This window comes from Kocuria sp. CPCC 205297 (genome assembly GCF_040981035.1).
Taxonomy (GTDB): domain Bacteria; phylum Actinomycetota; class Actinomycetes; order Actinomycetales; family Micrococcaceae; genus Kocuria; species Kocuria marina.
Genome location: NZ_JAVKPY010000001.1, coordinates 68,880 through 88,802, shown reverse-complemented (window position 1 = coordinate 88,802; position 19,923 = coordinate 68,880). Strand labels below are relative to the sequence as shown.

At 68.6% G+C, this 19,923-nt stretch carries 21 protein-coding genes and 2 tRNA genes; 18 read left to right on the top strand and 5 right to left on the bottom strand.

From position 1 onward, the window contains the following. The first annotated feature begins 73 nt into the window (after positions 1–73). The 3 genes from RF650_RS00470 to RF650_RS00460 all read left to right on the top strand — a co-directional run bounded on the left by RF650_RS00470 (position 74) and on the right by RF650_RS00460 (position 1,579). Positions 74–149: transfer RNA gene (locus RF650_RS00470), tRNA-Asn, on the top strand. A gap of 141 nt (positions 150–290) precedes the next feature. Further along, entirely contained in the window at positions 291–566 is a 276-nt protein-coding gene (locus RF650_RS00465; RefSeq protein WP_368813812.1) for a hypothetical protein, read from the top strand. A 143-nt stretch (positions 567–709) separates the two neighbouring features. Next, complete coding sequence (locus tag RF650_RS00460) at positions 710–1,579, top strand: alpha/beta hydrolase (protein WP_312917597.1); 870 nt, start codon at positions 710–712, stop codon at positions 1,577–1,579. On the opposite strand, the gene RF650_RS00455 is transcribed toward RF650_RS00460, so the two are convergent. Both RF650_RS00455 and RF650_RS00450 read right to left on the bottom strand, forming a co-directional pair. Then, the gene (locus RF650_RS00455; RefSeq protein WP_085106647.1) at positions 1,548–2,171 is read right to left on the bottom strand and encodes a response regulator transcription factor; all 624 of its coding nucleotides are present in this window, start codon (positions 2,169–2,171) and stop codon (positions 1,548–1,550) included. The two genes, RF650_RS00460 and RF650_RS00455, sit on opposite strands and share 32 nt — an antisense overlap. Continuing rightward, positions 2,168–3,451, bottom strand: coding sequence for a sensor histidine kinase (locus RF650_RS00450; RefSeq protein WP_064846735.1), 1,284 nt, complete (start codon positions 3,449–3,451; stop codon positions 2,168–2,170). Before RF650_RS00450 ends, RF650_RS00455 begins: the two co-directional genes overlap by 4 nt. Positions 3,452–3,809: 358 nt before the next feature. On the opposite strand from RF650_RS00450, the gene RF650_RS00445 reads away from it, so the two are divergent. Then, the gene (locus RF650_RS00445; protein WP_368813811.1) at positions 3,810–4,925 is read left to right on the top strand and encodes an ABC transporter permease; all 1,116 of its coding nucleotides are present in this window, start codon (positions 3,810–3,812) and stop codon (positions 4,923–4,925) included. A gap of 44 nt (positions 4,926–4,969) precedes the next feature. Next, positions 4,970–5,770 carry an ABC transporter ATP-binding protein gene (locus tag RF650_RS00440; RefSeq protein WP_368813810.1) on the top strand — a complete coding sequence of 267 codons (801 nt, stop codon included), beginning with the start codon at positions 4,970–4,972 and terminating at the stop codon, positions 5,768–5,770. On the opposite strand, the gene RF650_RS00435 is transcribed toward RF650_RS00440, so the two are convergent. Continuing rightward, positions 5,652–6,593, bottom strand: a complete 942-nt coding sequence (locus tag RF650_RS00435; protein WP_368813809.1) for a hypothetical protein — start codon at positions 6,591–6,593, stop codon at positions 5,652–5,654. The two genes, RF650_RS00440 and RF650_RS00435, sit on opposite strands and share 119 nt — an antisense overlap. A gap of 90 nt (positions 6,594–6,683) precedes the next feature. Next, a complete protein-coding gene (locus RF650_RS00430; RefSeq protein WP_368813808.1) occupies positions 6,684–7,127 on the bottom strand; it encodes a peptidase dimerization domain-containing protein in 444 nt (147 codons plus the stop codon). A 368-nt stretch (positions 7,128–7,495) separates the two neighbouring features. Between RF650_RS00430 and RF650_RS00425 the strand changes: the two genes are divergently transcribed. The 4 genes from RF650_RS00425 to RF650_RS00410 all read left to right on the top strand — a co-directional run bounded on the left by RF650_RS00425 (position 7,496) and on the right by RF650_RS00410 (position 10,917). Beyond that, positions 7,496–8,407 carry a phage holin family protein gene (locus RF650_RS00425; protein WP_085106653.1) on the top strand — a complete coding sequence of 304 codons (912 nt, stop codon included), beginning with the start codon at positions 7,496–7,498 and terminating at the stop codon, positions 8,405–8,407. Between the two features lie 239 nt (positions 8,408–8,646). After that, positions 8,647–9,597 carry a DMT family transporter gene (locus RF650_RS00420; protein ID WP_368813807.1) on the top strand — a complete coding sequence of 317 codons (951 nt, stop codon included), beginning with the start codon at positions 8,647–8,649 and terminating at the stop codon, positions 9,595–9,597. Between the two features lie 22 nt (positions 9,598–9,619). Then, a complete protein-coding gene (locus RF650_RS00415; protein WP_085106655.1) occupies positions 9,620–10,774 on the top strand; it encodes a glycosyltransferase in 1,155 nt (384 codons plus the stop codon). A 69-nt stretch (positions 10,775–10,843) separates the two neighbouring features. After that, positions 10,844–10,917 (top strand) — tRNA-Ile (locus tag RF650_RS00410). Between the two features lie 30 nt (positions 10,918–10,947). Here RF650_RS00410 and RF650_RS00405 read toward each other — a convergent pair. Further along, entirely contained in the window at positions 10,948–11,421 is a 474-nt protein-coding gene (locus RF650_RS00405) for a M23 family metallopeptidase (protein WP_368813806.1), read from the bottom strand. Positions 11,422–11,932: 511 nt separating this feature from the next. Here RF650_RS00405 and rpsB point away from each other — a divergent pair. The 9 genes from rpsB (at position 11,933) to RF650_RS00360 (ending at position 19,805) form a co-directional block, all read left to right on the top strand. After that, positions 11,933–12,790 (top strand): 30S ribosomal protein S2, encoded by an 858-nt coding sequence (gene rpsB / locus RF650_RS00400; protein ID WP_085106657.1) that lies wholly within the window; start codon positions 11,933–11,935, stop codon positions 12,788–12,790. Between the two features lie 114 nt (positions 12,791–12,904). Further along, the gene (tsf, locus tag RF650_RS00395) at positions 12,905–13,735 is read left to right on the top strand and encodes a translation elongation factor Ts (RefSeq protein ID WP_368813805.1); all 831 of its coding nucleotides are present in this window, start codon (positions 12,905–12,907) and stop codon (positions 13,733–13,735) included. Between the two features lie 200 nt (positions 13,736–13,935). Continuing rightward, positions 13,936–14,712, top strand: coding sequence for a UMP kinase (gene pyrH / locus RF650_RS00390; protein ID WP_064845980.1), 777 nt, complete (start codon positions 13,936–13,938; stop codon positions 14,710–14,712). 119 nt (positions 14,713–14,831) lie between these two features. Next, entirely contained in the window at positions 14,832–15,389 is a 558-nt protein-coding gene (gene frr / locus RF650_RS00385) for a ribosome recycling factor (RefSeq protein WP_035963538.1), read from the top strand. Next, positions 15,389–16,363, top strand: a complete 975-nt coding sequence (locus RF650_RS00380) for a phosphatidate cytidylyltransferase (protein WP_098053311.1) — start codon at positions 15,389–15,391, stop codon at positions 16,361–16,363. Before frr ends, RF650_RS00380 begins: the two co-directional genes overlap by 1 nt. 85 nt (positions 16,364–16,448) lie before the next feature. Further along, complete coding sequence (locus tag RF650_RS00375) at positions 16,449–17,192, top strand: DivIVA domain-containing protein (protein ID WP_131333219.1); 744 nt, start codon at positions 16,449–16,451, stop codon at positions 17,190–17,192. 161 nt (positions 17,193–17,353) lie between these two features. Then, positions 17,354–17,743 (top strand): DUF485 domain-containing protein, encoded by a 390-nt coding sequence (locus tag RF650_RS00370; RefSeq protein ID WP_085106661.1) that lies wholly within the window; start codon positions 17,354–17,356, stop codon positions 17,741–17,743. Further along, a complete protein-coding gene (locus RF650_RS00365) occupies positions 17,740–19,380 on the top strand; it encodes a cation acetate symporter (protein WP_064845976.1) in 1,641 nt (546 codons plus the stop codon). The genes RF650_RS00370 and RF650_RS00365 overlap by 4 nt, the downstream gene beginning before the upstream one ends. A 161-nt stretch (positions 19,381–19,541) precedes the next feature. Further along, positions 19,542–19,805, top strand: a complete 264-nt coding sequence (locus tag RF650_RS00360) for a GlsB/YeaQ/YmgE family stress response membrane protein (RefSeq protein ID WP_035963529.1) — start codon at positions 19,542–19,544, stop codon at positions 19,803–19,805. Positions 19,806–19,923 lie beyond the last annotated feature (118 nt).

Here is a 19,923-nt window from a genome sequence, read left to right as displayed (position 1 = left end):
TGGCGGGGATTCGATTTGAGGAAGCCGCGACGGGGCGGTAAAGTATCGTCTCGTTGCGCAGCAGTGCGTACATTCCCCCGTAGCTCAATTGGCAGAGCATTCGACTGTTAATCGAAGGGTTACTGGTTCGAGTCCAGTCGGGGGAGCCACCACGGAGGCCCTCTTCCAGTACGGAAGGGGGCCTCCGTCGTATCCAGGGCGGCACCCGCCTCCGGGAACCGCCGCGGCCTAGTAGACTCGGCGGCTGTTCCGTATGTGCGGCCCACGACTCAGGCGGGTGACCCGGTTCCGTGACTCTGGCTTCTCGCCGATTGTGCGCCGCAGCGGCGCTGTTGTACTCGGTGTGGGTCCTCTATCCGCTCGTGAACAGGGAACTGCACCCGTGGACGTCCTTCGTGTCCGAGTACGTCGTCGCGGACCCCCCCGGGGCCACCGTACTGCGAACCGTGGACGCAGAGGTCGGGGTGGTGCTCGCCGGGGTGACGGCGTTCTCCTCTGCGCGGCTGCGGACCCTGTGGCGCGCTCTCCCGAACGGTACGCGAGGGACGGACGGGCCCGCGAAGTGATGTCCTCTCGCAATCGCGGTGTGGCTCATCGCCGCGGCCGGTGTGCCCGTCGCCCAGCGGTTGCGCTCACGGGAACTCGCAACGAAAAGGACAACGGTTCCGCGCCGTCGGGCATCGGGGATCATGTCAGCACCCGCGAAGTTATGGGCGGCCCCGTACGGATCCTCGATGCGGGCTCCGGGCCGGTCATCGTGTGCTGCTCCGGCGTGGCGTCGACCCTGTGGGACTGGCTTCCCGTGGTCGAACGGCTACGCCGGGACCACCGTGTAATCGTGTACGACCGCCCCGGATACGCCCAGGGAGACCGGGTGTCCAAACAACTCCCCGATCTCGATGAGGAGGCGCATCGGTTCGCCGCCGTGCTCACCGTGTGCGGCGTTCGGGAACCCGTCACGGCCGTGGGACATTCCTTCGGTGGCGCGGTGGTCGAAGTGGTGGCCCGGGTGCATCCGGGGCGGATCCGTCACCTCGTGCTGCTGGACGCGTCCGTGCCCTCGGCCGAGGGCGCGGACCCCGCCCACGACGAGGCCGCGACAGCCCGCCGGTTCCGCCGGTTCACGCTGCCTCTGGCGCGGTCCCGCGTGGCGGGTGCCGTGTGGCGTGTGGTGGGCCCCGTCGTGGCCGGGCGACTCGTGCCCGGACGCGGACGCCTCATGCGTTCGTGGCCGCAGCTGCGCGTAGATCTGACATCCCCGAACTTCCTCATGGGGTCCCTGCGGGAACTCGCGGGCTACGTGGCGTGCATGAACCGGTTGCAGGAACTGGCCGCCCATACGCCCCTGGACCCGGAGCTGGACGTCCTGGTGGTGGCCGCGAACGGACGGCTGCCGCGGATCGGGACCACCCGGTGGGTGCGCCATGTGCTCGCCCGGGCCACCTACCTGTCCCGGGAAGCGCCCGTGCACACGATCGTGTTGCGACGCAGCGGTCACTTCGTCATGGTGGATCACCCCGAGCGGATCGCCGCGGTGATCGCATCCGTCAGATCAGGTGTTCTTCCCGCGCACGGTTGACCGCCGCCGTCCGGTTGTCCACCCCGAGCTTGTCGTAGATGTGTACAAGGTGCGTCTTCACGGTAGCTTCCGAGATGAACAATTCCTTGGCCAGGGCCCTGTTGGACGCGCCCGTGGCGAGCCCGCGCAGGATCTCGATCTCCCGCGCGCTCAGCGACGTGCCGGGGGAACGCACCCGCTGCATGAGCCGCGCCGTGACGGAGGGGGACAACACGGGGCGGCCCGCGGCGGCGTCGTGCACGGCGGCACCGATGGTCTCGGGCTGCGAGTCCTTGAGGAGGTAACCGGTCGCGCCGGCCTCGAGCGCGGCGACAATGTCCGCCTGGGTGTCGTAGGTCGTGAGGATCAGCACCGGGGGCCCGCCCGCCGCGACAATGCGCCGGGTCGCGTCCAGCCCGCCCATCCCGGAACCCATCTGCAGGTCCATGACCACCACGTCCACGGAGCCGCCCGCGCGGGACAGCATCTCGAGCGCCACGCGTCCGTCCGGCGCCTCGGCGCCGACCACGATGTCACCCACCGATTCGAGCACCGCGCGCAGCCCGGCCCGCACCACGGGATGATCGTCCACGAGCAATACGCGGGTGGTCATGACGAATCTCCATTCGGCAGGGGGCGGGTGGCTTCGGGCGCGGGCAGGGGCAACCGCAGGTTCACAGCCGTTCCGGCGCCGGGTTCGGACTCCACGGTCAGGACGGCCCCGAGCTCGTGCGCGCGGCGTCGCAGGTGGGCCAGTCCGAAGCTGTCGTTGCGTGCGTCGTCGGCGGCGGAACGCGGTCTGAAGCCCGCGCCGTCGTCCACGACGTCCAGCGTCACGGCGTCGTCCCAGCCCGCGAGGGTCACGACGGCGCGTGACGCCCGCGCGTGCGAGGTCACGTTCGCGAGGGTGGACTGCGCTGCCCTCACGAACAGGGTGCGCTGCGGGGCGGGCAGTTCGGGGACGGCACCTTCCACCGTGAACTCGCACGTGAGCGGCGCGCCCACGGCGCGGGCCGCCTCCCGGGTGCGGTGACACACCTCCGCGAGGACGGCGGGCAGGGAGTCACCCGGTGCCGGTGCGGCGAGGTCCCGTACGAACCGACGCGCCTCCGCGAGGTCGGCCGCGGCCGTGTCCTCGATCGTGGCCAGTTGCGCGCGGGCCGCGTCGAGCTCCGCGCGCTCCAGCGAGCGCTGTGCGGCCCGTGAGACTAGCACGATCGAGGTCAGGCCCTGGGCCAGGGTGTCGTGGATTTCGCGGGACAACCGGTCGCGCTCGGCCATGGTCCCCGCGTCCCGTTCCTGGCGCGCCAGCTCAGCTCGCGTGGATTCGAGATCGCGGATCGCGCGCACGTGGCGGCGGGTGTCCTCGTACAGTGCGCGGTACCCGAAGCTCACGAGCAGCGCGACAATCGCACCGATCGCGGGTCCGAGCGCCATTCCCGCCGCGAACGCTCCCGGGGCGGCATGTAGGTACTGGGAGAGCACCACGACGCCGGTGAGCACCACGATCGCGACCAGCGCCGCCGCGGTGGGCAGTACCACGGGGCACAGGAAGAACAGGGGGAACGCGACCCACGAGAAGTCCGGGCTCAGCAGGGCCAGCGCGGCCCACAGCGCCGCGATGAGACCGAGCCACCCGGGACCCCACCGCAGGGATTCCCGGCTCGCACGACCCCTCGCCACACGGTTCTCCACCAGGGTCCCCGCGAGGTAGACCGCCGCGAGCAGCACGCTCAGTCCCAGGACGACGGCGATCATCGCCCCGCCGCCAGGGGCCCGGCTCAGGTGCAGCACCGCGCGCACGGCGGCGAGCACCAACAGCGCCGCGAAGCTCACGTGCAACGTGACCCGCAGGGCGCTCAGCACTGCGGGGGTGGAGAGGTCCTCGCGCACTCGGGGGCTCCTTTCCAGGTCGTGCGGTGGACTGGTTGGTCGGAGCGGTGTGCCGGGGACGGCGTCGTCGTCCTGCCCGGGTCCCGGGCGCGGTCGCACGAGTGCGGTGCCCCGACCAAGACGCGGCGTCCCGATCGCCGCGCGGCGATCGGGCGGATGCCGCCATCGGCGAGCAGCGCGCACGGCACGGCCGGGTCTCCCGCCATGCTACGCATGTGACGCGAGTGGCGGATCAACCGATTGGTTGAGCGCGGCATCCCCCGAGGGGCTGGACGGTCTCCACCCGCGGGGCGATCCACCGGCGGCCGCGTCCCGCGAGGCTTGAGGGGAACAGTTTCTCGACCCATCGGAGATCACCATGTACCTGTCCCTACGGGACATCACGTTCGCCAAGGGGCGGTTCGCGTTGCTCGCGACCGTCGTGGCCCTGATCACGCTGTTGCTCGTACTGCTCACCGGGTTGACCAACGGGCTAGGCCACCAGAACACCTCGGCCCTGGAACGGTTGCAGGCGCAGCGGTTCGTGCTCAGCGCCCCGGCGGGGGACGCGTCCGACCCGTCCTTCACGACGTCCCGGATCACCGCGGACGAAACGCGCGCGTGGCGTGACACCGTGGGGGCGCACCACGTGGAGCGGCTCGGCCTCGTGCAGACCACCGCGCGGGCCGGGGACGGGGCGAACTCCTCCGCAGACGCTGCGTCGGCCACCTCCGTGGCCGGTGTCGCGCTCGAACCGGGCTCGCGGCTCGCGCCCGGGCTGAGCGCCGTCAACGGGGTCACCCACCCACAGGACGGCACCGCCGTGCTCAGTGAGACGCTGGCTCGCGAGATGAACGTGGGCGTGGGGGACGCGGTGACCCTGGCCGGCACGTCCCTGAAGGTCACCGGGGTCGTGGCGGACGAGTACTACAGCCACGTGCCGGTCGTGTGGCTCAGCATGGAGGACTTTCCCGCCGTGGCCCACACCGACGACCCCGAGCAGGCCACCGCCCTGGCCCTCACCACGGACACCGTGCCCGAGGGGGTCACGGAGCGCACCGCAACCGTGGCCATGGACACCGGGGACGCCTTCGCGGCGCTGCCCGCCTACGAGTCGGAGCAGGGCTCGCTGCGCATGATGCAGGGCTTCCTCTACGGCATCAGCGCCCTGGTGGTGATCTCCTTCCTGACCGTGTGGACCATCCAGCGCACCCGGGACATTGCGGTGCTGCGCGCTCTCGGCGCGAGCCGTGGTTACGTGGTGCGGGATTCGCTGCTCCAGGCCGTCGTGGTGCTTACGATCGGCGTGCTCGTGGGCGGCGGCCTGGGAATCGCCGGCGGTGCGCTCGCCGGGTCCGCGGTCCCGTTCGTGCTGAGCGCTGCGACCATGGCGCTGCCCGTGGCCGGTGTCCTGGCGCTGGGACTGATCGGGTCCGTGCTCGCCGTGCGCCGCGTGTCCACCGTGGATCCGATGATCGCCCTGGGAGGTAACTGAGCATGCATTCCGATTGTCACCCCCGTCACCGCGCAGGAGACCCCATGGACAACCACACCGCAGCGGCACGCCTGGACGGGCCGCATGAGTACTCGACCGACGATCCCGCCCTACGGGTGACCGACCTCTGCCTGGAGTACCCGGACGGCACGGACGAGCAGGGCGAACCCCGCACGGTGCGAGCTCTGGACCGTGTGTCCCTCGAGCTGGCCGCGGGCACCATGACGGCGCTCGTGGGCCCGTCCGGGTCCGGCAAGTCCTCGCTGCTCGCCGTGGCCGCCGGGTTGGTCCGCCCGAGTTCCGGCTCGGTGTCCGTGGCGGGCCGTCGGCTCGAGGAGCTCCCCGAACGCGAACTCGCCGGGGCCCGCCGGGAGCACACGGGCATTGTGTTCCAGCAGCCCAATCTCCTGGCCTCGCTGACCGCCCGCGAACAACTCGTACTCGCCGCGCACGTGGCCGGGGCCAGGGGCAAGGAGCTTGCGCGGGCCCGCGCTCGGGCGGACGAACTGCTCGCACAGGTGGGGCTCGAGAACTGCGCGGACCGCCGCCCCCATCAGCTCTCGGGTGGGCAGCGCCAGCGCGTCAACATCGCCCGGGCGCTCATGAACAGGCCGCACCTGCTGCTCGTGGACGAGCCCACCGCGGCGCTGGACCACGCGCGGTCCCGCAGCGTCATGGAACTGCTCGCGGATCTGACCCACACCTTCGGCCTGGCGTCCCTCGTGGTCACGCACGACACCGAGTTCGTCCCCCTCGCGGACGCATGCGTGAGCATGCAGGACGGTCACCTGGACACGGAACAGGCCACGACGGCGAGCGGTCGCGCCGCTGCCACCGTGGCCTGACGGGTCCTCTCCCGGCGGGGCTCACCGCCGGGAGTCGGGCCGGCCCGTGGTGCCCGCGGCCGCGTCCACGCCCGCGTGGGGTTCGCCCGGGGGTGTCGTGGCGTCTGCATCGGGCCCCGCCGCGCGCGGACCCTGCGGATCGAGCGGGGTGCGGGGTTCCCGGAGCAGGAACGGAGCGAGACCACCAAGCAGGAGCAGTGCACCCGGTACCACGAACGCGGTCGTGTACCCCCCCCGCGTCCACGACGGCGCCGATCACGGACATGATCAGCATGAACACCTTCTCGTTGTTCTCGAACCACTTCTTGACTACGCCGGGCCCGGTGGAGGTGGCGATCCACAACGAGAGCCCGTAACCGAGCATCACGACCATGTACTGCCACCCGGTAGGGGTGATCCAGAACTGTTGCGAGTACACCGTGGCGAGCCAGGTCAGCAGCCCCACGCCCACCAGGTTGTTGAGCAGCAGGCACAGCCCCAGCACCAGGGAGTTGCGATTCTTCCAGGCGTCGAGGATCGAGACGTCCTTCTTCGCACTCGAGTTGGCACCCTCCTCGGTGCTTGCAGCGGCAGAGGACGACGCCGCGCCGTCGCCCGGCAGCTCCGGCGCCGCCGGCACGAGCGTGACGAAGATGCCTTTCTGGGTGCTCGTGAGATTCATGGTCGGGTGTCCGTCGTACGCGGGAGTGGAACGTGGATCATTCAGGGCCATCTGCACCTCCGTGCGCACGCCGGCCTCGAGGGCCTCTTCCCTGATGCCGAACTTGGGGTGGTGGTTCATGTAGGGCAGCCGGTCCTCGGCCGTGCCACCCCCCAGGAACACGAAGCACGCGGGGACCTCCCGCGCGAAGTACGCGAAGTCGTCGGAGGCGGACGTGCCCGGGCCCCAGGAGACTTTGTCCTCGCCCAGGGCCTACACCGCGGCGTCGTAGCCGATCTGCGCGACGTCGTCGTCGTTGACGATCACGGGGTAGCCGTCCGCCCATTCGAACGTGGCCGTGGCACCGTAGGCGGCGCACGTGTCCTCCACGATGTCGGTCGCGCGGGACCCGAGGACCTCCCAGTCCTCGCCCGCGACCGTACCAACGGACACGCCGATCCGGGCGGTGTCCGGGATGACGTCGGGGGCCCCGCCCGCCCGGATCATGCCCACGTTGACCATGTTCATGTGGTCGGGGGCCACGCTGCGGGAGACGATCGTGTTCAGCGCGACCGTGATCTGCGCGGCGACCAGCACCGGGTCCGCACAGTTCTGCGGCATGGAAGCGTGGGAACCCTGGCCCTGGATCAGTACCGTCACCGAGGTCTCGGTGGGGCGCTCGGGGGAGAGGCCAAAGCTCGGGAGTGTCTCCACCACGAAGTCGGATGTCGCGTGCTCCTTGTAGGACAGCTCCGGGTGGGCGTGGATGCGGCGGCGCCAGTCGATGACGTCGGACGCGGGGGCCTCGATCTGCGGGGGCCGTGAACCCTCTCGAAGAAATCACCCAACAATAAGATCTTTTGTGAATCATGCGTGATTCTGAATAGAATACAATGTTGACTTATGTGGAGGAATCTGCTTTCACTGAACGTCTTCAGTTTTCCACAGCCCCCGGTGGTTGACAAGGTCTGAGCCTCGTCACGCCCGAGGTGTCGCGCCCGTCCCTGCCCGCTGGGCGCGCGGCCGAATGGTATTTTGAAATCAGATCAACCGTTCAGCACCACCACGTACTCATCGGAGGCGGCATGAGCCATGCAGTGGACCCCAACAGCGGTCACTCGTCCGGCAGCACCGGGCATTCATCCGGCCACACAGGACACACGTCCGGGGCAAGAACTCGCACCACCACGAAGCCGGGTGCCGCGTCCATCACGGACGTCGTCAAGGTCTTCACCCGATTGCTCCCCAAGCAGCTCAAAGATGAGGCCCAGCTCGCGTTCCTGGAGCTCAAGGAGAAGGGCATCAAGGTGGGCGTGGGCGCCGCGCTCGCGGTGGTCGGTCTCGTGTTCCTGGGCCTCGCCGTCATCGCCTTGATCGGTGCCGCCATCGCGGGCCTGTCCCACGTGATGCCGGCGTGGTTGGCCGCGCTGCTGCTCGCCCTGCTGTTCCTCATCATCCTGGCCGTGCTCGCGCTGATCGGGATCGCTAAGATCAAGAGTGCGTTGCCGCTCATGCCCAAGAAGGCCATCTTCGGGCTGCGCTACGACCTCGGTGTGGTCAAGGAGGGCTCCGCGTACAATGAGGGCCGTGTCCAGCGTGAGATGAACGAGACCGAGCAGAAGAAGCAGCGGGAGAAGGAAGAGGCGGCCAACGACCCCAACCAGGTCAAGCCCGTCAAGCCCACCGAGGAGCAGTTGCGCCACCGCCTCAAGCTGCGCCGCGAACACCTCAAGAGCCTGCGCGACGACGCCCAGAACCGCGCCGATTCCGTCCAGGCCGCCACGCAGGGCTTCGTGGACCGCACCCAGCGCACGTTCACCCAGACCCAGGAGTCGGTCAAGCAGACCTTTGCGTCCAAGGGGGGCTCCCAGGGGGTTCGTCCCGCCGGTTCCACGTCCGCCCAGGACGTCCTGAGCGAGCGCTGGCAGCCCCTCGCGGTCGCCGTGGCCGCCGGGTCCGCGTTCCTGGTGTTCCTGCGCAAGCTGCTCAAGAAGTAATCGGGTGCGCGGCTCGCGTGAGTCGCCAGCCGTGCCGGAGGCCGGGTCGTCATCGTCGCGACCCGGCCTCCACCGTGTCCCGGGGCGTACTCGGGTGCGCGACTCCTCCGGCTCCGGTGCGTCTCATCCGGCGGTATGGGATCCCTCGTGCCCCGGTGCGAACATGCGGTGAACTCCCAGGCCCGCCGCGCCCCCGAGCTCTACGATGAGACCGTGACGGAGGACGTGATGAATCGGTGATGCAGTGGATCGCGGTGGCTCTGGCACTGAGCTCGGCGGTGTGCCTCGCGCTCGGTACGCAGACGCAATCCGTGGCGGTCACCGGGCACACCGAGGGACCGTTGACTCCGCGGGGGCTGTGGCCCCTCGTGCGCAATCTACGCTGGCTCAGCGGGCTCGCGCTGCTGGGCCTCGGAACGGTGCTGAACGTCGCGGCGCTCTCGCTTGCGACCGTGACCGTGGTGCAGCCCATCGGGGTGATCGCACTCGTCATCACCACGCTGTTGCACGCCCGGCACCGCCACCTGATCATCAACCGTGGCACGTGGCTCGCCGTAGCCCTGTGCAGCGTGGGTGGAGCCACGTTCGTGGTGTGCGCCGTGATCGGGACGGATCCCACCCACGTACCCGGAACGCGTGCCGAGAACACGGTGGTCGCCCTGCTTGTGGGCCTCGTGGTGCTCATCGGTGTGTGCGAGCTATTCGTGCGTCGGCACCGGATCAGCATGTTCTACGTCTTGGGAGCGGGGCTCCTCTACGGCTTCGTGGCCGTGCTCGTCCGGTTGACCGCCACCACCATCACGTCCAGCGGGTTCGCGGACATCCGGTGGACCAGCGTGCTCATGATCGTGGTCGCCGCTGCGCTGGGCGGGTGGATGGTGCAGTGCGCGTACTCGTGCGGACCACCGGATCTCGTGATCGCCGGGCTCACCGTGGTGGACCCCATGGTGGGTGTGGCTCTGGGTCTCGTGGTCCTGGGAGAGGCCGGTGACTTCTTCACCGGGGCACTCGGCACGGCCATGGGGCTCGCGGGTCTCGTTGCTATAGTCGGCGTGGTCGTGCTCTCGCGACACCACCCCGAGGTCCTGCAACGCCGGGCGGCCGCACGCGCCCAGCAGGACGCGGTGACCAGCGGGGCGGTTGCGGACACGGCGACACCCCGACGAACCGAACGCGCCACCGATCGCTGATCTCCCTACGGAACACAAGGCCTTGAGAATACTGATCACCGCTGAGACCTATCCGCCCGACATCAACGGTTCCGCGCAGTTCGCCCGCCGCCTCGCGCGCGGCATGCTGGAACGGGGTCACGAGGTCCACGTCGCAGCACCCATGCCCACGAGCGGCCCGTCCCGGATCATGGACGACGCCGGGGTGACCGAGCACCGGTTCCGCTCCCACCACGCGTTCACCCACCCCTACTTCCGGTTGTGCTTCCCGTGGGAGATCGTGCGGGAGGTCGCGCGGTTGTTCGACGACGTCCGCCCGGACGTGGTCCACGTCCAGTGCCACTACATCCTGGGCCGGCTCGTGGTCCGTGAGGCCGTGCGCCGTGGTGTCCGGGTCGTGGGGACCAATCACTTCGTCCCCGAGAACATCGAGCCGTTCCTGCCGTTCCCGCAGTGGTTCGTGCGCGGCTACCGCAAGGTCTCGTGGTGGGACATCGCCCGCGTGTACGGCCGCTGCGACGTCATCACCGCACCCACGCCGCTCGCGGTGCGCACCATGGTCGACAACGGTGTCCCCGATCGGGCGATCGCGGTGTCCAACGGGATCCAGGCCGGTGACTACGAAGCCGCCGCGGGGGAGCAGATCGAGCACCCGGACCACCCGATCGTACTGTTCTGCGGACGCCTGGCCGTGGAGAAGAACGTGGACGAACTCATCGAGGCCGTGGCCCTGATCCCGCGGGAGAAGAACGTTCACGCCGAGATCGTGGGGGAGGGGGAACAGCTGGACCGGCTCGTGAAACTCGCACACGAACACGGTGTCGCGGACCGGGTCCACTTCCTGGGGTTCCTCACGGACGAGCAGCTACGCACGGCCTACCTCCGCGCGGACGTGTTCTGCCAGCCCGGGACAGCGGAACTGCAGTCCCTCGTGACGCTGGAGGCCATGAGCGCCTCGACCCCCGTGGTGCTCGCCAACGCCCGCGCGCTGCCCCACCTCGCGGACGAGGGGCGCAACGGGTACCTCTTCTCCCCGGGCAATTCCGGGGACCTCGCGACCAAGCTGCAACTGGTCCTCGATGCCCCGCCCGAACAGCGGCGGGCCATGGGCGAGCGCAGCCGGGACATGGTGTCCCGCCACTCCTTCGCCAAGACACTGGATACGTTCGAGCGGCTCTACACCGGCGCGGAGTCGTGACGGGCCCTGAGACGCCGCGCATGCGGTAGCGTAGGGCGGCGACCTCGACATCCGTTCGCGGTCGCACAGGGGGCGGTAGCTCAGCTGGTCAGAGCAGAGGACTCATAATCCTTTGGTCGTGGGTTCAAGCCCCACCCGCCCTACAAGACATGCCACGCCGGCTCACTGTGGTCTCACTCACCGGGGACCGGCAACAACACCGACGGCCGCAGGTCCGCCACGAATTGCAACGGGTTCACGTACTCCCCGTTCTCCCGCACACCCCAGTGCACCGCATCCCCGCCCGGTCCGTGGCCGGGAGTGGCCACGTTGGCGATCACCCGCCCCCGGGTCACCCGGTCACCCACTCGCACGGACGAGGACACCGGCTCGAATGAGGACTTGTGCCCCTCGCCATGGTCCACCGTGAGGACCTCCCGGTCCACGACGACACCCACGAAACTCACGACCCCGTCCTGCGGTGCACGTATGGGTGTGCCCGGGGGAGCGTGTAGATCCACACCCCGGTGGCCGGGCAGCCACTTCTGTGCGGGAGCCTCGAAATGTCGGCTCACCGACGGGCGCGGGGACACGGGCCAGGCCCAGTCGGGAGAGGCCCACGCCGCGGGGTGGGCCAGCAGCGAGCTAAGCGCGAGGACCGCGGCCATCACAGCGCAGTACACGGCGTGGTGCGGGGACCGTCCGGGTGGGCGTGCGGGAATCGGCGGGTGCGCGGGAATGGGTGGGACCGTTGGAACGGGTGGGCGAGGAGGAATGGGCGGGGCGGCGTCGTCGTGACCGGAGGAACACATGACGACAGCGTGCGGCAGCCCGGTCCGAAGGGGCGGGGAGGCGCTCCGATGTGGAGCGAGGACGCCGCGCGATGCTGTATCCTACAGGGTGCAGTCACTCTGCCATTGGTCCACCGTGCCCGCTCGCGGGTGCGCGCCGATGCGGGATGGCTGACTTCGCGCGCGAGGGAACCCACGGCGGACATGGTCCGCCCGGGTGCGTGGTCCTCGGTCCGAGGCCCCGGTTACCGGGTGGTCGCGGTATGGAACCACGGGAGCCTGCTCCACGAGTAGGACTCACGAATCGCGCCAGGGACCGGCACGGCCGGTCGACAACCGTAAACACCGAGACGGCCCGCGGGCCGTCCATTATTCATGAGGAGACGACATGCCTGTCGTTACCATGCGCCAGATGCTCGACAACGGCGTCCACTTCGGCCACCAGACCCGTCGCTGGAACCCGAAGATGAAGCGCTTCATCTTCACCGAGCGCAACGGCATCTACATCATCGACCTGCAGCAGTCGCTGGGCTTCATCGACAAGGCCTACGAGGCCGTCAAGTCGACCGTGGCCCACGGCGGCACCATCCTCTTCGTCGGCACCAAGAAGCAGGCGCAGGAAGCGATCGCCGAGCAGGCGACCCGCGTGGGCATGCCCTACGTGAACCACCGTTGGCTCGGTGGCATGCTTACCAACTTCCAGACGGTCTCCAAGCGGATCGACCGCATGAAGGAACTGGAAGAGGTCGACTTCGACGACGTCGCCGGCTCGCAGTACACCAAGAAGGAATTGCTGCTGCTGCGCCGCGAGAAGGAGAAGCTGGAGCGCACGCTCGGCGGCATCCGCAACCTCACCAAGACCCCGTCCCTGGTCTGGATCGTGGACACCAAGAAGGAACACCTCGCGGTGGACGAGGCGCAGAAGCTCGGCGTGCCGATCGTCGCGATCCTCGACACCAACTGCGATCCGGACGAGGTCGCGTTCCCGATCCCGGGTAACGACGACTCCATCCGCTCCGTCTCACTGCTCACCCGCGTGATCGCCGACGCCGTGGCCGAGGGCCTCATGGAGCGCAACAACGGCAAGTCCAACGCCGCCGAGGAGCCCATGGCCGAGTGGGAGCGCGAGCTGCTGGAACAGCACAAGGAGCAGACCGCCGAGCAGGCGGCCCCGGCCGAGCAGGCCGCGCCCGCCGCCGAGCAGCCCGCCGAGACCGAGCAGAAGGACGCTCCCGCCGCCGAGTAAGGCCGGTGAGCGAGTTCACCTTCCATTCTTCCCGGTGACCCATCGTGGTGACCGGAACCGTGCCGGGCGTCCTGAGGCGTCCGGCACGGACGAACCGACAACAGAGGAGTTCACATGGCGAACTACACCGCTGCCGACATCAAGGCCCTGCGCGAGCGCACGGGTGCCGGGATGCTGGACGTCAAGAAGGCCCTGGACGAGGCCGACGGTGACGCCCAGAAGGCCCAGGAGATCATCCGCGTCAAGGGCCTCAAGGGTGTGACCAAGCGCGAGGGTCGCTCGACCGCCGAGGGCATCATTGTGGCCCGCACCGAGAACAACGTGGGCTACATGGTCGAGGTCAACTCCGAGACCGACTTCGTGGCCAAGTCCGCCCCGTTCGTGGAGTTCGGCAACAGGGTGCTCGACGCCGCCGTGGCCTCCGACGCCGCGGACCTCGAGTCCCTGCTGGCCGCCCAGGTGGACGGCAAGACCATCTCCGATCTCGTGACCGAGACCGGTGCGCTGTTGGGCGAGAAGGTCGTCGTGCGTCGTGTGGCCCGTGTCGCCGGTGACCACTTGGCCGTGTACCTGCACAAGACCTCCAAGGACCTGCCCGCCCAGGTGGGTGTCCTGCTGGCCGTGTCCGGTGCTGACGCCGAGACCGCCGCGCACGACGTTGCCGTGCACATCGCCGCGATGTCCCCGTCCTTCCTCTCCGAGGAGGACGTCCCCGCGGAGACCGTGGAGAACGAGAAGCGCGTCGCGGAGGAAACTGCTCGCAACGAGGGCAAGCCAGAGAAGATCATCCCGAACATCGTCCAGGGTCGCCTGAAGGGCTACTACAAGGACGTCGTGCTCGTGGACCAGGACTTCGCCAAGGACGCCAAGAAGTCCGTGGGCCAGGTGCTGTCCGAGGCCGGCGCCACCGCCACCGCGTTCGCGCGGTTCCGCGTGGGGGCCTGAGCACCCGTTCGCGGGGTCCCGCGTGCGCCGAGCACGTGAGGCCCACAGCGACGTCTCGACGGGAGACCGTCGCGCGTCCCGCACTGAAGCGGCGGGGCACCACTGGGGGACCGGGGGTGCCCCGCCGCTTCTGTATGCTGGAGGGCGGTCTGCCACGGGCGGGCCGCCTCATGACCACGAATCGGCCCCCGGGAGGATCCATGCCCAGCATCATCGAATCGGAACCCCAGGACGAGGCCCTCGGCGGGGACCGGCAGCTGCGGCGCACCGAACCGGCGCGTCGCAGGGTTCTGCTCAAGCTCTCGGGCGAGGTCTTCGGTGGCGGCAGCGTGGGCGTGGACACCTCGGTGGTGCGTGAGATCGCCGAGCAGATCGCCGCGACCGTGGGCCGCGTGGAGACCTCCGTGGTGGTCGGCGGCGGCAACTTCTTCCGCGGCGCGGAGCTCTCCCAGGCCGGGATGGACCGTTCGCGCGCCGATTACATGGGCATGCTGGGCACGGTGATGAATTGCCTGGCGCTGCAGGACTTCCTGGAGCAGTGCGGCGTGGACACGCGCGTGCAGTCCGCCATTAAGATGGAGCAGGTCGCGGAGACCTACATCCCCCGCCGCGCGATCCGCCACATGGAGAAGGACCGCGTGGTGATCTTCGGTGCGGGTGCGGGCCTGCCCTACTTTTCCACGGACACCGTGGCCGCGCAGCGCGCCCTGGAGGTGCACGCGAGCGAGGTCCTCATGGCCAAGAACGGTGTGGACGGGGTCTACACCGCGGACCCGCGTAAGGACCCGGACGCGCAGCGTCTCGCGAGCCTCACATACGACCAGGCAATCGCGCGCGACATCCGCGTGATGGACCAGACCGCGTTCGCGCTGTGCCGCGACAACAACGTGACCATGCGCGTGTTCGGCATGGAGGGAGCGGGCAACGTGACCCGCGCGGTGCTGGGCGAGGAGATCGGGACCCTGGTCACCCCGTAAGGTCTCGCGGGCCGTCGCATCGCGCGACCAGCCGCCCCCTGCCCGTTAGAGTGGGGAGAACGAACCGTCGCCACCGGCGTCAGTACCGCCGGCCGGCCAGCTCATAAGGAGAAACACCCGTGATTTCAGATGTCCTCTCGGATGCCACGACCAAGATGGGTAAGGCGGTGGACGCCGCCAAGACGGACTTCTCCACGGTTCGTACCGGCCGGGCCAACCCGGCGCTGTTCTCGAGCCTGCTCGTGGAATACTACGGCACGCCCACCCCGCTGCAGCAGCTCGCGTCGTTCCAGACCCCCGAGGCCCGCACCCTGCTGATCACCCCCTACGACCGCAGCGCTCTCAACGACATCGAGAAGGCCCTGCGGGACTCGGACATCGGCGCGAACCCCGCCAACGACGGCAACGTGATTCGCGTGGTCATGCCCGAGCTCACCGAGGAGCGCCGCAAGGAGTACGTGAAGATCGTCTCGAACAAGGCGGAAGAGGGCCGGGTGTCCGTGCGCAACGTGCGCCGCCACGCTAAGGAGGCCATCGAGAAGCTCGTCAAGGACGGCGAGGTCGGCGAGGACGACGGCAAGCGCGGCGAGAAGGACCTGGACGCTGCGACCAAGAAGCACATCGACCAGATCGACGATCTGCTGAAGAACAAGGAAGCCGAACTGCTCGGCGCCTGATGGCATCGGCTGATTCCCCCGGCTCCCCGCACCGCGACACCCGCCCGCCGTCTCCCGCCCCGGCGGGGGAGCAGGGGCGGGCGCACGACCCCCTGGTCACCACGGGCTCGCTGCGGCAGGTCCTCACCCGCCCCTTACAGCGCAGCACCGAGCACAAGGCCCCCTCGCGGGCGGGCCGTAACCTCCCGGCCGCCGTGGCCGTGGCCGTCGTGCTCATCGGCGCGCTCGTCACGGGACTGTTCTTCGTCCCGCTCGTACTGGCCCTGCTGGCCGGGACCGCGGCGGGTATCGGGGTGTGGGAGATCGCGCGGTCACTGACCTACAAGGGCGTGCAGATCCCGCAGGTCCCCGCGGTGATCGCGGCGGTGCTCATGCCGCTCGCGGCGTTCTTCGGGGGGGCGGAGGCGCTGTCCATGGCGCTCGTGCTCGCCGTGACGCTCGTGGTGGTGTGGCGGGCCTTCGGGCCCAAGCAGGGGATGATGCTGTCCATCATGGGCTCGGTGTTCGCGCTCGTGTGGGCCTCGTTCCTGCTGAGTACGGCGGTGCTGCTCTACCATTCCCCGGACGGACCCCACAAGGTCCTCACGATCATCCTGCTGGCCGTCAGCTCCGATACCTTTGGCTACGCGGTGGGGGTCGTATGGGGCAAACACCCCATGGCCCCCAAGATCTCTCCCAAGAAGTCGTGGGAGGGTTTCGCCGGATCCGTGGGCGGTGCCGTGGTCGTGGGCGTGCTATGCGCGCTCTTCCTCGTGAAGATGCCGTGGTGGCAGGGCGCGGTCCTGGCGGTCGCGATCGTCGTCGTGGCCACCGTGGGCGACTTCTCCGAGTCCATGATCAAGCGGGAGATCGGGATCAAGGACATGGGGACGCTGCTGCCTGGTCACGGCGGAGTGATGGATCGCATCGACTCCATCGTCTTCGCCGTGATCACCGGCTACGTGATCTTCGAACTGTTCACCGTCCTGGGGTGACGCGGTCGCGGGCCGACCGCCCGCGCGCCCGGGACGCACGGACGCCGCCCCTCGCGGGTCGCGTCCCGGCCGTGGAAGGGCGGGTATGAGTACTCAGCAACGTTTCGATCGCCTCGGCGAGCGGGCCTGGGGTTACGACCCCGCCCAGGTGGACGACTTCCTGGACCGCCTCGCCGCGGTCATGCATACGACGACGCCGCCCGCCCCCGGTGGCCACGCGGACCCGGTCGCGGGCCCCGGGACGGTCGCTGAGCCGGTCGTTGACCCGGCCGATGTCACGGACCCCGTCACCGCCGAGGACTCTGCTGCATCCGCGGACACCGCCGGGGCGACCGACGCGGACCGTGAACCCGAGAGCGTGGAGGCGGCGCAGCGGCGTCGTCGGCTGGGCAGCCGGCAGGTGCGCGAGCGCGTGTTCGACCGCGTCGAGGGCGGTTACGACCCCGGAGCGGTGGACGCCCACCTGGACGCCGTGGAGGACGAGCTGTTCGCGCGCGAGAAGGCCGCGTTCGTGGCCGAGCACGGCGCCCGGCACTGGGAGGAGCACCTGGAGCTGTTGGCCGGGCTGTTGCTGGGGCGGCTCAACCGCCCGCACGGTGAACGCTTCCGCCGGCCGAGTTCGCACCGCACGCTGGGCTACGCGGCGGCGGACGTGGACGTGCTGTGCGACCGGCTCATGGACGCGTTGCGCGGTGAACCCGAGGTGGACCCGCGGCTCGTGAGGACGGCGGTCTTTCGATCCGCCCAGGGTCAGCGCAGCTACGAGGAACAACAGGTGGACGCGTTCCTGGACCGGGCCGTGGAGTTCGTTCTGGCCATGCGGCCGTAGCGGCGCGCCATGACGCTGAATGTATACACAGATCGATCAAAATTGTAAAGTGGGCTAACCAAACCGCGGATTTCAGGGGTTTTTCGACGTTGTGACGGATATGTCTTGTGTCATTGGATACACAGTGCGTACTGTGGTGAGCATCACACAAGGAGGCACACATGGCGTCCACGCCCCCTGTCGACCCCAACGGTTCCACGGCAACCCAGGGCATCGACTTCCCCGCGGTCCAACGTTCGCACGAGTTCCAACGGCTGCGCTCGACCCACCGATCCTTCGTCTTCCCCCTGGCCATCGCGTTCCTGGTCTGGTACCTGCTCTACGTGGTCCTCGCCATCTATGCGCCGGGCTTCATGTCCACGCGGGTCGTGGGCAACGTCAACCTGGGTCTGATCCTGGGTCTGCTGCAGTTCGTCACCACATTCGGGATCACCGCCGCGTACGTGAGTTTCGCCAACCGCAAGCTCGATCCGCAGGCCACCGCGTTGCGTGAGGACCTCGAATCCACTTCCGGCCACCGGGCCGACGACCACCAGGAGGCCCGGCCATGATCGCCGTCCCCGCCCTCTCGACACCCGCGGTGCACCTGGCGGAGACCGCCACGTCCACCGTGGGCAACCCCGCGATCAATATCTCGATCTTCCTGGCGTTCGTGCTCGTGACGCTCGTGGTCGTGATCCGGGCGTCCAAGTCCACCGCCACGGCCGCGGACTACTACGCGGGTGGGCGCTCGTTCTCCGGGACCCAGAACGGTCTGGCCATCGCGGGTGACTACCTCTCCGCGGCGTCGTTCCTGGGCATCGTGGGCGCGATCGCCCTGCAGGGCTACGACGGGTTCCTGTACTCGATCGGCTTCTTCGTCGCGTGGCTCGTGGCCCTGCTACTGATCGCCGAGCCGCTGCGCAACACCGGCAAGTTCACCATGGCGGACGTGCTCTCGTTCCGATTGCGGCAGAGGCCCGTGCGGGTCGCGGCGTCCATCTCCACCCTGGCCGTGACGTTCTTCTACCTCCTGGCGCAAATGGCCGGGGCGGGGGCCCTGGTGTCCCTGCTGCTGGGGATCGGCTCCCGGGCCGGGCAGTCCCTGGTGATCGTGATCGTGGGCGTCATCATGATCGTCTACGTGCTCGTGGGCGGCATGAAGGGCACCACATGGGTGCAAATCATCAAGGCGTGCCTGCTCGTATCCGGCGTCGCCGTGATGACCGTGTGGATCCTGGTCTTGTTCGGGTTCAATTTCTCGACCATGCTCGGCGCGGCCGTGGAGACGAACAACAACCCCGCGATGCTTGATCCCGGACTGAAGTACGGCGTGAGCGAGATCTCCAAGCTGGACTTCATCTCGCTGGGTCTGGCCCTCGTCCTGGGCGCCGCCGGCCTGCCGCACGTGCTCATGCGCTTCTATACGGTGCCCACCGCCAAGGAGGCCCGCAAGTCCGTGGTTTGGGCGATCACTCTGATCGGCTTGTTCTACCTCTTCACCCTGGTGCTCGGGTTCGGTGCGGCCGCGCTGATCGGTGCGGACCGGATCAAGGGCGCGCCTGGTGGTGTGAACTCGGCGGCTCCGTTGCTCGCGTACGAACTCGGCGGGTCCATCCTCATGGGTCTGATTGCGGCGGTCGCGTTCGCCACGATCCTCGCCGTGGTCGCCGGTCTGGCCATTACGGCCTCCGCGTCCTTCGCACACGACATCTACACGTCCGTGATCAAGAAGGGCACCTCGGACCCGCGTCAGGAACTGCGGGTGGCCAAGACCACCGTGGTGGTCATCGGCCTGATCTCGGTCGCCGGCGGCATTGGCGCGCAGGGTCAAAACGTGGCGTTCCTCGTGGCCCTCGCCTTCGCGGTGGCGGCCTCCGCCAATCTGCCCACCATCCTCTACTCACTCTACTGGAAGCGCTTCACCACGCGCGGCGCGGTATTGTCCATGTACGGCGGGCTGATCATCTCCGTGGTGCTCATTATCTTCTCCCCGGTGATGTCCGGATCGGAGACCTCCATGATCCCCGGCGCGGACTTCGCGTTCTACCCGCTGTCCAACCCCGGCATCATCTCGATCCCGGCGTCCTTCCTGCTCGGTTTCCTGGGCTCGCTCAGCGAGCGCCGGCCGGAGGACCCGCGCAAGCAGTCCGAGATGGAAGTGCGTTCCCTCACGGGAGTGGGAGCGGAGAAGGCCGTCTCGCACTGACCTGGTTCACCGCCCCTTGACACGGCCGCCGTGTCCGGTTTCATCCGGACGCGGCGGCCCGTGTAGCGTTGGTGTCTGGTACTACACTGTGAACCAGTTCGCTGACCACATGCGGTTGCGGAACACCGCAAACGCGCACAACGAGAACCAGAGGTGGAGAAATGGGCATCATTAGCTGGATCATCCTCGGTCTGATCGCCGGCGCGCTCGCCAAGCTGATCCTTCCGGGCAAGCAGGGTGGCGGGATCATCGTCACCATCATCCTCGGCATCGTGGGGGCCTTCCTGGGCGGCTGGCTGGGTAGCTTCATCCCCGGCCTGAGCGACGGGATCAACAGCTTCAGCATCGGCACGATCATCACGTCCGTGATCGGCGCGATCATCGTGCTGCTCATCTACGGCGCCGTCGTCGGCCGCCGTCGCTGAATCATCTGCGGGTCCTGAACGGGCCTTCCACACAAGGGCGTCACCTCCGGGTGGCGCCCTTGTCGTATCTCCCGTGTCGTGCGTCCGGAGTCGTGTGCTCGGTGTCGTGCGTGCGGGG

Excerpts from the sequence above, each read along its gene's own strand:
- RF650_RS00460 (WP_312917597.1), top strand. The coding sequence starts at position 710 with ATGGGCGGCCCCGTACGGATCCTCGATGCGGGCTCCGGGCCGGTCATC.
- RF650_RS00455 (WP_085106647.1), bottom strand. The coding sequence starts at position 2,171 with ATGACCACCCGCGTATTGCTCGTGGACGATCATCCCGTGGTGCGGGCC.
- RF650_RS00445 (WP_368813811.1), top strand. The coding sequence starts at position 3,810 with ATGTACCTGTCCCTACGGGACATCACGTTCGCCAAGGGGCGGTTCGCG.
- RF650_RS00440 (WP_368813810.1), top strand. The coding sequence starts at position 4,970 with ATGGACAACCACACCGCAGCGGCACGCCTGGACGGGCCGCATGAGTAC.
- RF650_RS00425 (WP_085106653.1), top strand. The coding sequence starts at position 7,496 with ATGAGCCATGCAGTGGACCCCAACAGCGGTCACTCGTCCGGCAGCACC.
- RF650_RS00420 (WP_368813807.1), top strand. The coding sequence starts at position 8,647 with ATGCAGTGGATCGCGGTGGCTCTGGCACTGAGCTCGGCGGTGTGCCTC.
- RF650_RS00405 (WP_368813806.1), bottom strand. The coding sequence starts at position 11,421 with ATGGCCGCGGTCCTCGCGCTTAGCTCGCTGCTGGCCCACCCCGCGGCG.
- rpsB (WP_085106657.1), top strand. The coding sequence starts at position 11,933 with ATGCCTGTCGTTACCATGCGCCAGATGCTCGACAACGGCGTCCACTTC.
- tsf (WP_368813805.1), top strand. The coding sequence starts at position 12,905 with ATGGCGAACTACACCGCTGCCGACATCAAGGCCCTGCGCGAGCGCACG.
- pyrH (WP_064845980.1), top strand. The coding sequence starts at position 13,936 with ATGCCCAGCATCATCGAATCGGAACCCCAGGACGAGGCCCTCGGCGGG.
- RF650_RS00380 (WP_098053311.1), top strand. The coding sequence starts at position 15,389 with ATGGCATCGGCTGATTCCCCCGGCTCCCCGCACCGCGACACCCGCCCG.
- RF650_RS00375 (WP_131333219.1), top strand. The coding sequence starts at position 16,449 with ATGAGTACTCAGCAACGTTTCGATCGCCTCGGCGAGCGGGCCTGGGGT.
- RF650_RS00370 (WP_085106661.1), top strand. The coding sequence starts at position 17,354 with ATGGCGTCCACGCCCCCTGTCGACCCCAACGGTTCCACGGCAACCCAG.
- RF650_RS00365 (WP_064845976.1), top strand. The coding sequence starts at position 17,740 with ATGATCGCCGTCCCCGCCCTCTCGACACCCGCGGTGCACCTGGCGGAG.
- RF650_RS00360 (WP_035963529.1), top strand. The coding sequence starts at position 19,542 with ATGGGCATCATTAGCTGGATCATCCTCGGTCTGATCGCCGGCGCGCTC.